The 14,196-nt window shown below is 61.2% G+C and carries 7 protein-coding genes; 1 reads left to right on the top strand and 6 read right to left on the bottom strand.

Annotated features, from left to right (window positions below; genetic code table 11):
• Window positions 1-2,283 (top strand): S8 family serine peptidase (locus tag VL547_RS11065; protein WP_325577731.1); only part of this gene is annotated, 2,283 nt, incomplete at its 5' end.
• Here VL547_RS11065 and VL547_RS11060 read toward each other — a convergent pair.
• From VL547_RS11060 to VL547_RS11035, 6 genes are all read right to left on the bottom strand, one after another.
• Window positions 2,284-2,913, bottom strand: coding sequence for an RNA methyltransferase (locus VL547_RS11060; RefSeq protein ID WP_325577730.1), 630 nt, complete (start codon window positions 2,911-2,913; stop codon window positions 2,284-2,286).
• A 24-nt stretch (window positions 2,914-2,937) separates the two neighbouring features.
• Window positions 2,938-4,503 (bottom strand): MutS-related protein, encoded by a 1,566-nt coding sequence (locus VL547_RS11055; protein WP_325577729.1) that lies wholly within the window; start codon window positions 4,501-4,503, stop codon window positions 2,938-2,940.
• A 27-nt stretch (window positions 4,504-4,530) separates the two neighbouring features.
• Window positions 4,531-8,268: a GDSL-type esterase/lipase family protein gene (locus VL547_RS11050; protein WP_325577728.1), complete on the bottom strand. Its 3,738-nt coding sequence runs from the start codon at window positions 8,266-8,268 to the stop codon at window positions 4,531-4,533.
• Entirely contained in the window at window positions 8,268-9,752 is a 1,485-nt protein-coding gene (locus tag VL547_RS11045) for a sialate O-acetylesterase (RefSeq protein ID WP_325577727.1), read from the bottom strand. The genes VL547_RS11050 and VL547_RS11045 overlap by 1 nt, the downstream gene beginning before the upstream one ends.
• Before the next feature lies 1 nt (window position 9,753).
• The gene (locus VL547_RS11040; RefSeq protein ID WP_325577726.1) at window positions 9,754-12,705 is read right to left on the bottom strand and encodes a discoidin domain-containing protein; all 2,952 of its coding nucleotides are present in this window, start codon (window positions 12,703-12,705) and stop codon (window positions 9,754-9,756) included.
• Window positions 12,706-12,729: 24 nt separating this feature from the next.
• Window positions 12,730-14,196 (bottom strand): glycoside hydrolase family 92 protein (locus VL547_RS11035; protein ID WP_325577725.1); only part of this gene is annotated, 1,467 nt, incomplete at its 5' end.

The following is a 14,196-nucleotide window of genomic DNA, read 5'->3' as shown; positions in this document are numbered from 1 at the left end:
GGCGCCGGTTTGCAGGAGGTCGCCCAACGCTCCGCGATGTTAAACGGACGGCATTATTTCGAGGTGAGTAACCCCATGCAGCAAAACGCGCTTGTTTTGAAGGACGTGCTCCTGAAGCAATTCGGAGACCAGGTGGCGGCGATCTACTTCGACCGCATGCCGATGATCAGCCCGCTGGCCTTTACGCCCAACGACACCTACTACACCCAGCAGTGGAACCTGACCAAGATCAACGCGTCGCCCGCCTGGGACATGACCACGGGTAACCCGGGGGTCGTCGTCGCCATCCTGGATACGGGTTGCGACCTCACCCACCCCGACCTTCAATTCGCCAGCCAGGGCGTGAACTGTAGTACGATGATGCCGCCGGGCTCGCCGGCCTATACCGCAGAGCTGGGACACGGCACCTGTTGCGCGGGGATCGCGGCGGGCGTCATCAACAACGGGCAGGGCGTGTCGGGCATAGCCGGCGCCTGTAAGGTACTACCCATCGCCATCGAGGACTTTGCAGACTCGGACCTCGCCTTCGGGGTCAACTACGCCGTGAGCAACGGCGCCAGCGTGATCAGCATGAGCTGGGGCGGCTCGCTCGACTCCGCCGTCCTGGACACGGCGCTGGACGCCGCTCTGGCGGCCAATGTCGTGTTATGCGCGGCGGCCGGGAACTTCGGCACGTCACCCATCATATTCCCCGCTGGCCACCCGGGTGTCATGGCGATTGACGGCACCGACGAGGACGACAACTACAAAACCGCTTCGAGCCCCGACGGCGAATGCTGGCAACCCAACTTTGGGGACGGCCTGTCCGTGTCCGCGCCCTGCGTCCACGTATGGAGCACGGACATACAAGGGGCGGGTGGCTTCAATGACAACGGCGCCGCCTACACAGACGCGCCCTGCCAGACCTATGCCAGCGCGGGCGACAGCGCGGGCAACTACTTCAAGTACTTCAACGGCACGTCGGCGGCCACGCCGCACGTTTCCGGTTTTGCGGCATTGTTGAGGAGCCAATACAACGGGCTTTCCAACTTGCAGATCCGGAACATCATCGAACGGACGGCGGATAAGGTAGGTACCCTGGCTTATGCGGTTAACCCCTCCTACCCCAACGGTACCTGGAACAACCAGCTGGGCTATGGGCGGATCAACGTCGGTAAGGGTCTCGATTTCGCCGATGTATATATCGCGGACTTCCCGGGCGATACCGGCGTGGAGCCCCGGAACCCGCCCGGAGGCGACTTCTGGGACTACGGCGACCTCGTCGTACGCCCTTCCGACGACAATTTCTTCAACCCCTCCCTGGTGGCCCAGGCCAAAACGGTAACCCGCGGCCAAACCAACTATATCTATATACGCGTTACCAACAGCGGACCCAATACGGCCCGGAACGTGGCGGTGAGCGTGCGGATCACGCCGTTTGTCGGGACTCAGTTCGTCGCCACCGACTGGTCGGCGACGGACGCGACGCACGTTGTCCCCACCACTGTGCTGGGTACGTTTGCGACCCTGGCCTCGGGCGCGCAGGTCATCGCCAAGTTCAGCATCGACGCTTCGCAGGTGGAGACCTTGTATGGCTGGGAAACCGGACATCCCTGGCACCCCTGTATGCTGGCGCTCGTCACCGCGGACAACGACTACGCCTTCCAAAACGACGTGGCGTCCGGGCCGGTGCTGGCCACGCAGATCAACAACTATGCGCAGCGTAACCTGACGGTCGTCGACACCGGGACGATGTCGGCGCAACGCGGCTTCAGCTCGGCATTTCCCTTTATCGCGGGCCACAAGACCAACCTGGAGACCGGTCTCGGGTTGCGGATCGACCGCAGCGCGCTGCCGTTGTCTTCCGTCGTGTACCTGTCGGTGGACGAGGATGGGTCGGCGTTTCCGCTGGTGGACTTTACGCCTTCTTCGTCGTCGTCCGATGACTGCACCGGAATGCTGTTCCTGGAGCGCACCCGCATTCGTACGAAACTTGGGTGTTGCGAAGGCGTGCTGGTGCTGGAGAAGGGTTCGCGTTTCTGTTGCGGGGACGTGGTGCCACCGCCGAACGTCAAGGTTGTCGGAGGCGTGGTCATCCTGTCTTCGGATGGCAAGCGTCTCGTTCGGATCGACGACCCGGTGGCTACGGTGACGTTATCCAAGGCGCCGGGTCAGCTGTTGCCGCTGGCGGTGCAGGTTGCCGCGACGCCGCCTTTGGGCGCGTATGGACTGGTGACGGTGGCGCAGCTGGATATGGCGGGGGCCGTGGTAGGGGGCGCGGGGATGGCGTTCGTGACCTCGTAGTTATTCGATGCCGGTGATCTCGGGGTCGATGTCGTCGGCGGCCTCGCTCTCGATGAATCCCCATCGATCACGTAATACCGTCAGCTGCTCTTTATCGAGCCGTGGTTCTGCGTAGTGACCCTGTGCGGCCTTCTGCCGGAAGGCTTCGTACAGGGTCACGGCGCAAGCCACCGAAATGTTCAGCGAGCGGATGATCCCTACCTGGGGGATGACGAAGTTGCCGTCGGCTTTTGCGAGCATCTCGTCGCTGACGCCGGCGTGCTCGTTACCAAAGACGAGGGCTACCTTTTTGCTTAGGTCCAGCTCGTACAGGCTCTTCGCGTCGCCGGCGAGATGGGTCGTGAGGATAAGGTCGTAGCGTTGCCTCAGCGCGTCCACGCAGGCATCGGCGTCGGTGAACTGGTGGATCGTCAGCCATTTGCTGGCGCTGGAGGAGCTCTTTTTGCCCCACTTCTTGTGACGGCCGATTCGGGTGTTGAGGATATAAATATCCTGCACCCCGACGGCGTCGCAGGTCCGCATGACGGCGGAGATGTTGTGGGGGTCGAAAACGTTCTCCAGGACCACCGTCAGGTCGTTCTGCCGTTTGTCGAGTACAGCCGTGAGGCGGTCGTAACGTTCGGGGGTCATCGGCGCAAATGTAGGGTATTTGCGTTATTCGGAGGCGTCGGCGACGATCTTGGCGGGGAAATCGAGCACGGTCAGGAGCTTCACCGCGTTGCGGTCGGTGGAGAGGCCGGAGCGTATGTGGTAGTCGAATTCGAGACCGGTGCTACCGACGGTTTCGGTGAAATAATAAAAGTCATATTGGTCCTGTAGTCTCCCCGCGAGGTCTACGTCGTGCGAGGTAACCATGACCTGCGCCTGCGCTGCCAGGTACGACAGCACGCTGCCGGCGATGCGGGTACGATCGTAGATGTTGGTGCCGTTGAGGATTTCGTCGATGAGGAAGAGGGGACGGCCGGGCTTATCCACGAATTCCCTTAAACGCAGGAGCTCCTGGAAGTAGTAGCTGACGCCGCCGGTGGTGTCGTCGGCTATGCGGATGGAGGAGTATACATCGGTGATGGGGAGGCATGCCCGTTGCGCGTGGCAGGTGCCGATGGCGCGGGCCATGATAGCGTTGATGCCGATGGTGCGGATGAAGGTGGTTTTGCCGGACATGTTGGTGCCGTTGATAAAAACGGAGCGTCCGGCGTGTATGTCGTTGGGGACGCAGCCGTCGATAAGGGGGTGGCGGATTTGACTTATGTGGATGTCGTTCGACCATATGGGTGCGCACCAGATCGGAGAGGCGGCCCGGTAGGACGCGACTGAGATCGCGGCGTCCAGGTCGCCGACATGGGTGTAGAGCTCCTTTAGGTCTTCCCGGTAGGTATCGAATTTTTGGCAAACGCTGTAGGTGGCGCGGACTTCGGCCAGCGTGACGATCTTCAGCAGCTCGATCAGGACGCCTATCGGGAGCGTCATTTCGCTGTAGAAAAGGCTGTTGAGGTTGAAGAGCCAGAGGCTGGAGATGAGGCGCTTGCAACGCGTGACCGCGGCGGTGTCGGTGGCCAGCCTGCGCGCGACAGCGTAGAGCGAACCGATACGGCCGAGGGCCACGTAGAAGGAATGGAAGCGTTGTTTGGTCTTGTAGTGCAGCCCGAAATTCAGCGCGCAAAGGAGCATGACGGGGATAACGGCGGCTTTTGTTATGGCTATGGCCGCCACGGAAACGACCAGCGCGGCCTGGAGGAGCCAAAGATATTTGACCCAGGCAGGCTCGCCGGGGAAATGGAAGAAAAGGAAGTCGACGATGTGGTAATCGTCCGGGCGGCCTAGGGTTTTTAGCTGGGCCTGGCAGGCCAGCCGGTGCGGCTCGTCTTCGGAGAAAGCGGCTACCCGGGTCTCGAAGTCCCTCACGGCGGCTATGGCGCCAGGCGGGTGACGGAGGCGGTCGTAGAGCACCTGCTGACCGATGCGGGAGGTCGTATGGTCGATGCGGGCAAAAAGGTCGTCTATGTCCAGGTCGCGGGCGGTCTGGTCGTCGACGGTATAGTCGGTGTGGGCCCGGTAACGGAAGAAGGAGCTAACGTGGCCCATATCCCGGCGTTGCTCCTTCTTCCGGCCCCATTGGGCTTTTAACAGCAAATATAGTGTCGACTGCCGGCGTCGCGCGATGTAGGCGGCCAGGAGGACGCCCGCGGCAACGGTGAGGAGGAGGAGGATCAGCTGCATGCGTCAGCCGAAAGTAAACAAAAAGCGCTATTCCTCCGCGATCCCTACCTTGATCGTCCTGGGCTGGTCGATGGTGTATATTTCGTTTACGATGTCGGTCATCTGGCGCTGCCAGGAGGCGCGGACGGCGGGGAAACGCGCCGTACGGTAGTTGTCACGTTTGGAGGCGACGTCCCAGCGTTTGACGGAAGCGGTCTCGACGGAGTCCATCGCGGCGCGGTCGTCCTGGAATTTCATATGGATACCCCTGAAATAGTCGAACTGGAGCCAGTAGTACGCGCGGACCTTGGCTTCGATGAGCATGCGCTCCTCGTTCAGCGCCAGGACGGATACGGCCTGGTCGTATTCGGGCGTATTGGTTTGTTTGGCCAGGTTGATGCCTTCGGCGAAATCGGCGCCGGTCCAGTGACCGATGGTTCGGCCGTTCATTGTAAGGACGTATGATTTTGACGCGTCCAGGCCGCTGACCTTGAGCATTTCGCGGTTGAACCCGGTGTAGAACGGCAGGAGGGGAACAGCCCCCACCATCGGCCGCGGGTTGCCCCATAGACGGGCGATGGTGTCGACCGGGAAGGGCAGCGCGTTCGCCAGGTAGTCGAAGGTGACGCCGCCGTTGCGGGGCGCGACGTTTGTCACGGCGCAGTTTGTTACGGATTTTGCCGCCGTCCTGGCGTCGATGGCCATTTCGGCAACGGGCTTATCGCCCAGGCCTTGCGCCTTCAGGAAAAGATAGGCCATCACGAAGTGACCGGCCTGCCCCGGGTGGATGCGGTCGGAACCGGTCAGGGTGAATTCTGAGTCCCTTTTTTGCTCCTGCATGTTGATAGCGGTCATCGGGTGGAAATAGTCGACATAACCCCAGTGGTTGTCGGCGGCAGCCTGCTGCTGGATGTCGCAGATGGCTTCCATGGCCTTGGTTTTGCCGGGGAAGTAGTTCTTGGGATTCTTCATGGTCGCGTCGTACGGCGAAGACGTTTCGATGACCTTGCGGACATTGGGCATCGCCTTGAGCTTGTCTTCGATCTTTTCGAACCACATCTTCGAATCGGCGACCTTGGCCCTGCCGACGGAGTCGGTGTCGTGTCCCAGGTATTCGAAGTAGCCGGAATCGTTCATGCCAAAGGTGAGGCAAACCACCGTCGGCTTCTTGGGCAGCACGTCGTCGTCCCAGCGCTTGTATATTTCTTCCGCGCGGTCGCCGCCGATACCGGTATTGAACACGGTGATCCTTTCCTTGGGGAAGTGGAGCATATAGTACAGCCATACGTAGGATTCGTAGTATCCCTGCTCGGTGATGCTGTTACCGACGAAGGCGACGCGGTCGCCGGTGTGGAAGGGCGCGATCCTTTCGGTTTCGAAGGCCAGGGTGCGGATGCCGAAGCGGGGGGCGGTGATGGCGACGTATTTTTCGCCTTTCTCGTCGGTTTGGATTTTCAGGGATTCCAGGACGCGGCCGTCGAGCGCGATGGATTGCGCTTTTGACACGGCGAAACCCGGGTAGACCTTTTGCGTCGTGGCGCCTTCTGCATTAAAAAGGCGTACGCGGATACCGTTGGAGTCGGTGACCGAGGTCGCTTCCCAGCCTTTGACGGCAAGTCGCAGCAGGCTGTGCGTTTCCGGGGCCTTATCGGTCAGGCGCGTCAGGAGGGGTTCTTCCATTTTGGTGGCCTCAGTCCACAGTTGGGCCTTGTCCCAGGTACCCTCGTGCGGCAGCAGGGCGTAATGCATGTCCAGGGGACCGGTCAGGGTATAATTCCGGTAGAACAAGCCGTCCCCGGAATACTGGAGGGTAAGACCCAGGGGATAGTGCGGACCGTGGGCATAAGACGTCGTCTGGTCGGAATAGACGGCCAGGCCGTAACGCCCTTCTTTGTCGGTCACGTCCACCCAATGATTCACGACGACGTTCTTGATGCTGTCCCAGCGGTCGAAAAAAGTGTTGGTTAAACGACTATGGGTCACGTCAAAGGGCGCGTCCTTGTAGACCTGCTGGCCTTCGAGCGCCAGCGGGAAGAGGGCTTGCAGCTTGAAGCTGTCGTTATAGAAGGCTTTTTTCAACGGGTCGCCCTTGACATCGGAGGGGTCCTCGCCGATACCGGTGTTGTCTTTCCAGTCGATGTGGAGGTGGATGTCGATACGGGGGTCGCCCTGTTCGAAGGTGTAGGTTTGGGTGAAGGGGGCGCCTGCGATCTCGCCTTGTACCTTTACTTTTATTTCGAGGGGGTCTTGCGTTTCGATGGTAATTTTTGCCGGGTTGTCCGCGGTTGAATGGAAGCCGCCCTGGTTATAGAAGTTGCCGCGGAGCTCGCCGAAATGGCGCGGGCTCCGGGCGTCGACGTATGACTTGCCGGCGGCGGTTAGCGTCCGTATGGCGCCGCCCTTGGCGGGGTCCAGTACGACCGTGTATTTGTCGGTTACAACGTGGCAGGTATTGTCGGGGGCGATGAAGGCCTTTGCGCCCGTTTCCGGGGCCGTGCCCCTTTCCCGGGCCGTCTTTGGGAGCGGCAGGGTTGTCCAGCCCATCGCGGGTACGGTGACCCTGATGACATGGTCCCCAACGGTGACATTTTCCGTGCGGTCAATGGCGGTGGTGTTGAAGACGGTGACAGAGGTAGGATGGGGCGACGCGGGCGCCACGCGGTCCATCGCGGCGGTGGCGATGGCTTCGGCGCGGGTGTCGGTGTTGCCGGTCCATTCATCGACGTAGTCGGCCCAGGTCAGACCGGCGCGTTTGTTATAGGGAACGATCCAACAGTCGTGGTGCTCGGACAGGAGCAGGGTGCGCCAGGCTTCGTCCAGGGAGGCTTCGGGCCAGTCCAGACCGGTCATCGAGGCCAGTTTTTCGGTGGCGACGATCCTGGTCTCCGAGGCGCGGACCTTTTGCGCCACCCGTTGGAGGATCTGGCCGCCCCACACGAGGCTGGTCAGGACGTCCTCCTGGGAAAAATGCCAGTTGTCGGTGGTCTTACCGGTGGTGTGGTGTTCGATATAGTGCGTCCAGGTATCGTACACCGTGGGTTGATAGGCGGTGTGCCAGGGGCCGTTTTTCCAGCCGGCGTCCTGGAGACACATGCCGACGGGGGCTGTTATACCGGCCTGTAGCGCGGCGTTCACATAGTTTACAGCGTTGTTTGACGCAATGGTTTCCCAGGTCGATTTCGGTTTCAGCGACTCGACGGCGTACCGTGGGACCGTGGTAATGCGTGTGCCGTCGGGCCCGATCCAGTTGACGAGCTCGCCGCCGTATGCCGCGGCGTATCCGCCCCAGCAGGTGTTGGGGTTCTTCAGCGACGCGTATTTAAAACCAAAGGACGTCAGTATCTCCGGCAGGGCGCTGGTAAAACAGGGTTCCTCGGAGGAATACGTGGTAAAGGTCGCAAAGGGGAAGTGCTCCTTTAACTTACGCATCCCGTAGTAGAACTGGCGGACGACACTTTCGCCGGAGACGTTATAGAGATAGCTTTGTCCGTAAGCCGGGTTGACGTATTCGATGCGGCTGCCGGGTTCCGCGTACAACGCGGTAAAGTCCTTCAGGTCGTCGGGATACTTCGCGGCGATGGTGTCCCAGGACTCGGGCTCCAGCTCGAGGTTGATCTTCCATCCCGGATGGGTCTTGAGCTGGTCGGCCATAAAGCGCGTTTGCCAGGTGGGGATGTGTCCATAGATGCCGCCGTGGTAACCGTCGATAAAATAGGCCGTGTCTTTTCCTTGTGCCCGGGCGACGATTGCGGCGAGGGCCAGGGATATAAATGCAATATTTTTCATCACTGGTTGGTTTTTTGCGAGGCGGTGTATTCCGCCCAATTATCCGTTCTGAAGGGTACGACCGGCCAGCCTGCGCCGTTCTGCAGGTTCGTTACGGGGTAGTTCGTGAACGCGTAGCGCACAGATACCGGGGTGCGCACGTCGCCGCTTTTGACGACGATGTGATCGCCCTCGATGGTGGCGTCGGCGGGGTGGAAAACCTTGTCGGCGCCGGCCACCTCGAAGAACTTCGGGGGTTGACCGTCGTTGGTGATCAATCCACCCGCGATCGTCTGCGGATCGAAGTAGATGGCGGCTTCGCGCCCGTGGAACTCGACGTGTTGGTATTGAGGGCCGCGGTAGACTACGCTTCGGTTGTATATGCGGTTCTCCGCGGTGGCTGCGAGCCGCTCGCCGACCGGCTTTTTGTTGATCGGGTGAAGGTTTTTGGACTCGCCCACGTCCATCGTCAGGACCATGGCCGTATTATCCAGCGTGGTGATGCGTTCCTGAGCCTCGCGGAAAAAGGCGTAGTCCGCCAGGGTAGGGTCATCTTTATCATAGAAAAACGGCGCCACCTGCACGAGATAAAAGGGCAGCTCCCCTTGTTGGAAGTCGTGGCGCCAGCAGCGGATCATCGTCTGCGTGAGGTTCGTATAGCTGTCGCGCTCCATCCGGTTGGCCTCTCCCTGGTACCAGCAGATGCCGCGGATCGACAGGTGGATGAAGGGATGGATCATCGCGTTGTACAACAGGTAGGGGCGGGTGACCTTTTCAAAGCTAAAACCGCCGTTGATGACTTCTTTGGATTTGGGGCTGCTCAGGTAAGGTTGCAGGTAGACGCGGTTTAGCTGCGTGTCTTGAGCGAGGGCCTCACGGGGCACATACGCCTGCGCGGCGGAGGCACCGATGCCGGTAAAGATGATGCCGACGGGGACGTCCAGGTCCTTGAGCAGTTTCCGGCCCATATAATAGCCGACGGCGCTGAATCTTTTTACGGATTCCGGTGTACAGTCGGTCCAGCGGCCCTTTACGGAGTCGAGCGGCGTGTCGCTGAAGTTGAGGTCGGTGTTGAACAGCCGAAGGTTCGGGTAATTGGCGGCGGCGATCTCCTCCGTGGAGTCCTTGACCGTTTTCATGCTGAACTGCATGTTGGACTGTCCGCTGCAAAGCCAAACCTCGCCGATGAGGAGGTCATTGAGCACGATCGCCTTTTCGTTGCTGACGATGACCCGGATTTCGTGCTTTTTATAATCGCCCGGCTTGACGGCCGGGACGGGGATGATGGCCTGCCAAACGCCTTGGTCGTCCGCGGTCACGGTGACGGGTGAGGTCCAGTCGGCGCGGACTTCCAGCTTGTGTCCCGCGGGGGCTTTGCCCCAGACGGTGAAGGGTTTGTTCTGCTGGATGACCATGTGGTTCTGCAGGACGGAGGCAAAGGACTCTTGCGCGCAAGCCCGCGTTGCGGCGCCGGCCAGTAAAATGAGAACAAGAAGATTTCGCATGCTATGGATGATTATAGGGTTCCACGATCAGCTTATAATCGCCACCCTTGAGGAGCACGGCGTCGAACTCGATGTCGATGTCGCGCGTCTCGCCGGGCAGCAGCGTAAAATAGTCATCATTTTGCAAAGCGGGCAGGATGCGCTGGCCGTCGGCGGCGCGGACGGCCTGGACGCGGATGGCAAAGGCGACGGTTTTGCCGCGGTTGGCGATGACGGCGCGGACGGTGTCGACGGAGCCGTGGGCGGCGTCGGCGGAGCCGCGGACCAGGCGGGAGCTCACCGCCAAACGCGGGGGGGCCAGCGTGTTGAGCGCTGTGTAATCCGCGTGGCGGTCACTGCGCCAGTAGAAGTTATCGGAAAGCAGGCGTCCGTCGGCGTCGCGGAGATAGAGCCGGATGAACTGTACCGGGCTCTGCGCTGCGCGCGGCTTGCCATAGACTTCGAAGTCGTAGAGGGAGTAACCGAAGTGCGTGGCGCGTTTTACGCCTTGCATACGGACGTAGCGGGTGGTCACTGGCGCGAACGACACCTTCTCTACCCCACCCTGGCTGTGGTCGGTGCTGTAGACCGTTTTCCAGGCTTGGGCGTCGTCGGAGACGTCGAGGCGGTAGGCGGCGGCGTGCGCCGTTTCCCAGTTCAGGTAAACCTGGCTGACGTTTTGGGGCGCGCCCAGGTCGACGTATACCCACGCGTCGTCGGTGTAGGTGCTGCTCCAGCGTGTGCCGGGGCTGCCGTCGGACACGGCACCGGCGTCCGGGGCCTCGGGGGCGCCGGAGGAGGCGACCGCGGGTTTGCCGTAGGCGAGGTTATCGGAGGAGAAGTTTATTTTAAAGCACTCGGTGACGGTGTCGTGGGGGGCGTCGAGGGTCGCCGTTTTGGCGTAGCCGTTAGCCAGCTTGCCGTCGAGGTTGTAGACTTCTTCGGAGGCTTTGAGGCCATGTAAGTCGTTCAAGGTTTGGTTGACGACGCGCACGCTGTTGTCTCCGGCGCTCCACTGGATGTGGATGGGCTCGCAGGCCTTGCGGACGCCCCAGTACGCGCCGGTCAGGTCGTAATAGTAGTCGTAGGTCTGCCATACCATCGACGGATAGGCCGACTGGCTCATCCAGGTCATCACGCCGGAGGCATCGTCCCACATGTGGTGCTGCCAGCCTTCGTAGAGCGCCTTGTTGGTCTCGAGGTTGACGAGCTGCGCCTTGCGGCAGAAGTCGTCGAGTCCCGTGGCTGGGCCGTAGCTCTTGTCGATGGTAGAAACGTAGGTCTCCGGGCCCGCGTTGGCGGCTGACTTGCCAAAGAAATGCTTGTCCCACATCTCGTTCCGGGGCCACCAGGTACTGTCCGGCATAAAGGTCCTGAAGCTTTCGGCCGTGGGGAAAACGGCGGTGCCTATCTCCGTTCGGAAACCCCAGCCTGGGCTGCCGCCAAAACCGCCGGGGTATTTGGTAAAATACCAGGCCGGCGTAAAGTTGGTCCAGGGTCCGCTTCCCGTCAGCGCACCGGCGTGGGAGTTGGGCTGGTACCAGCGGTCGCCGCCGTCGAACGCGTTTACGTCCTCGCGCAACCAGCCGTTGAGCGGGGCGATCGGCGTGCCTTCGTTGTCGCCGCACCAAACCGCGACCGAAGGGTGGTTGCGGAGACGCTTGATCTTTTCGACGGCATTGACGTTGAACGCTTGCACGTCGTCGGGCAGGTTCGGGTGGGAATTGAGCCAGAAGTCGTCCCACACCATGATGCCGTATTTGTCGCAGGCGTCGTAGAAGTCCTCGTCGGTCGTCGAACCGATCCAGTTCCGGATCATGTTGTAGTGCATCTCCTTGTGGAGCCGGACTTTGAGGTCGTATTCCCGGCCGCGGGCGCGGAGGAGGTATTCGCTCATGCCCCAGTTGCCGCCCTTGACAAATATTTTTTCGCCGTTGATCTTGATGTGGAGGACGCCTTGCGCCGTATCGTATGTGTATTGACGGATGCCGAATTTGATGTCTTTGCTGTCGGCGGTTTGGCCGTCGATGGTGACTTTTATATGGCAGGTATAGAGGTTCGGGTCGCCGTAGCCGTTGGGCCACCAGAGCCTGGGGTTGTCGATTTTTGTTTTGAAGTTTATTTCCTGCGGTTCGCCGGGGTGCAATGTAACGTCGCGGGCGAGGGTGATGCTGCCGGGCTCGATGGTGGCGGTGACCTGGGCCCTTGCTTCCTTTTGCGCATCCAGCTGCATTTGCAGGGTTACGTCGCCCTCGTTCCGGTTGGGGACATGTGTGCGGACCCAGGGGTCGACAATCCGTGCGTCGCCCTGTACGGTCAGGTACACCTCGTCGGTGATGCCCTGGAGCAGGCCGGGTACGGGAGGCATCCAGTCCCAGCCGTCGCTGGAGATGTAGGTGGGGCTGGCGTGGTTGGCGATGGGGCGGCCGGGCCAGTGGACGAGGACGGCGAGGACGTTCGGGCCGTTTGTCTTCAGCAGGTCCGTGATGTCGTAGTCGCCGCGTTGCATAAAGCCGTCGAGGAGGCCCAGCCGGAAGCCGTTGAGGAAGACTTCGCCTTTGCGGTTGACGCCACGGAAGTGGAGCCAGGTGCGGGTGGCGCTGTGCGCGGAGGCGCCTTGCGCGGGGGCGTCTTGCGCGGGCGCGCCGGTCGCGGGGCTCGCGAAGGTCGTGCGGTACCAGAAGTTGCGGTCGTATTTCGACTTGTCGACCTTGTAGATGTTGTCGGCGTAGTTGGGGTCCTTTTCGATACCGGCGGCGACGTAGGCGTTGAACACGATGCCGGGAACGATGGCGGGGACCCAGTCGTGGGCGTCGTAGTCGGGGCGGTAGATGCGGACGCTATCTGCGCCTATGTCGGACTGCGGACGCAGGGTCCAGCGGGTGTTGTCGCTGTTGAGGGAGATGCGCGTTTGGGCCGCGCTGGCAAGGGCCAGCAGCAGCGCGGGGATCGTCGTTAAGGGTCGTCGTATCATCGATGCGTTTGTTGCTGAAAGGATTTAGCGCGAAGCGCCGGGGGGCGCGGATTGGGAGGGCGCGGATTGGGGCGCCGCAGTGGGCACGGTGGCCGGCGGCGCGGGGGCGCCGGGGTCGGTGCTTACGGAGAACGGGCGGGCGGCGGGGGCGACGCCGCGCGAGGTGTTCGGGCGGGGGGCCATCACAAGGTGGAGCACGCCGCCGGCGGTGATGTCTCCGTAGGTGATATAATTGAGGTCGTACGGCTTGCCGTTCAACGTCGCGGATTGGATGTAGACGTTGGTGGGGCTGTTGCCTTCGGCTTCGATGGTGAAGGTGCGGCCGTTTTCCAACGACAAAGTGCACTTGCCGAACACGGGGCTGCCGAGGACGTACTGGTCGGTGCCGGGGCAGACGCTGTAGATACCCATGGCGCTGAGGACGTACCAGGAGGACATGGCGCCTTCGTCTTCGTCGCCGGGGTAGCCGCTCTCGGTGGCGTTGTACAGCTTGGACATGATCTCGCGAACGTGGTACTGGGTCTTCCAGGGCTGGCCGGCGTAGCTATAGAGGTAGACCAGGTGCTGGATGGGCTGGTTACCCTGTTCGTACTGGCCGAGACCTTCGATCACCATTTCCTTCATCTCGTGGATCCAGCCGCCATAGGTACCGAAGCGGACGGTGTCGGGGTCGGTCCAGACAGAGTCGGCCTTGGCGATAAAGCGCGCATCGCCGCCCATCAGGCCGATCAAGCCCCGGACGTCGTGGAAAACGGACCAGTTGTAATGCCAGGCATTCCCTTCGGTGTAAGGACCGCCCCATACATACGGGTCAAAATGGGGAACCCACCGGCCGTTGGCCTGGCGGCCGCGCATAAATCCGGTTACGGTGTCGAAGACGTTCCGGTAGTTGTACATCTGGCGCGCGAAGACGTTTTCGTAGAATTTGTTGCCGACGGCTTTGGCGAGCGTGTAGCCGCAAAAGTCGTCGTAGGCGTACTCCTGGGTCTGCGCGGTCGAGCCCTGCGATTCGGGATACGGGACATAACCCAGCTCGAAGTATTCTTTCCAGCCGGCACGGCCGTTGGCGCCGCCCCACGGGCCCTTGTTCATTACCTCGTGGGCATAGGCCTTGAGGGCCGAGTCGGGGTTGAAGGTGCGGATGCCCTTTACCCACGCGTCGGTCAGCAGCGATATGGCGTGGTTGCCGAGCATACCGCCGGTTTCAGAGGGAGCGGACCAGGCGGGCAGCCAGCCGCATTCGTGCTGGGCTTGCAGGAGCGCCTGCATATATTGTCCCTGCATGGTGGGGTGCAGGATGTTGCTCAAGGGGAACTGGGAACGGAAGGTATCCCAAAAACCGTTGTCGGTGTACATATATCCGTCGTGGATCTGCGCGTCGTATGGGCTGTAGTAGACCGGCTTGCCGTCCTTGCCGATGTCAAAAAAGGTGTGCGAAAAAAGGTTCGCGCGGAAAAGACAGGAGTAGAACGTGGCTTTGTCGGCTTCGCT

Source organism: Dinghuibacter sp., assembly GCF_035492835.1.
Taxonomy (GTDB): domain Bacteria; phylum Bacteroidota; class Bacteroidia; order Chitinophagales; family Chitinophagaceae; genus Dinghuibacter.
The sequence above is the reverse complement of the archived record's forward strand: the minus strand, read 5'-3'. Positions and strand labels throughout refer to the sequence as shown.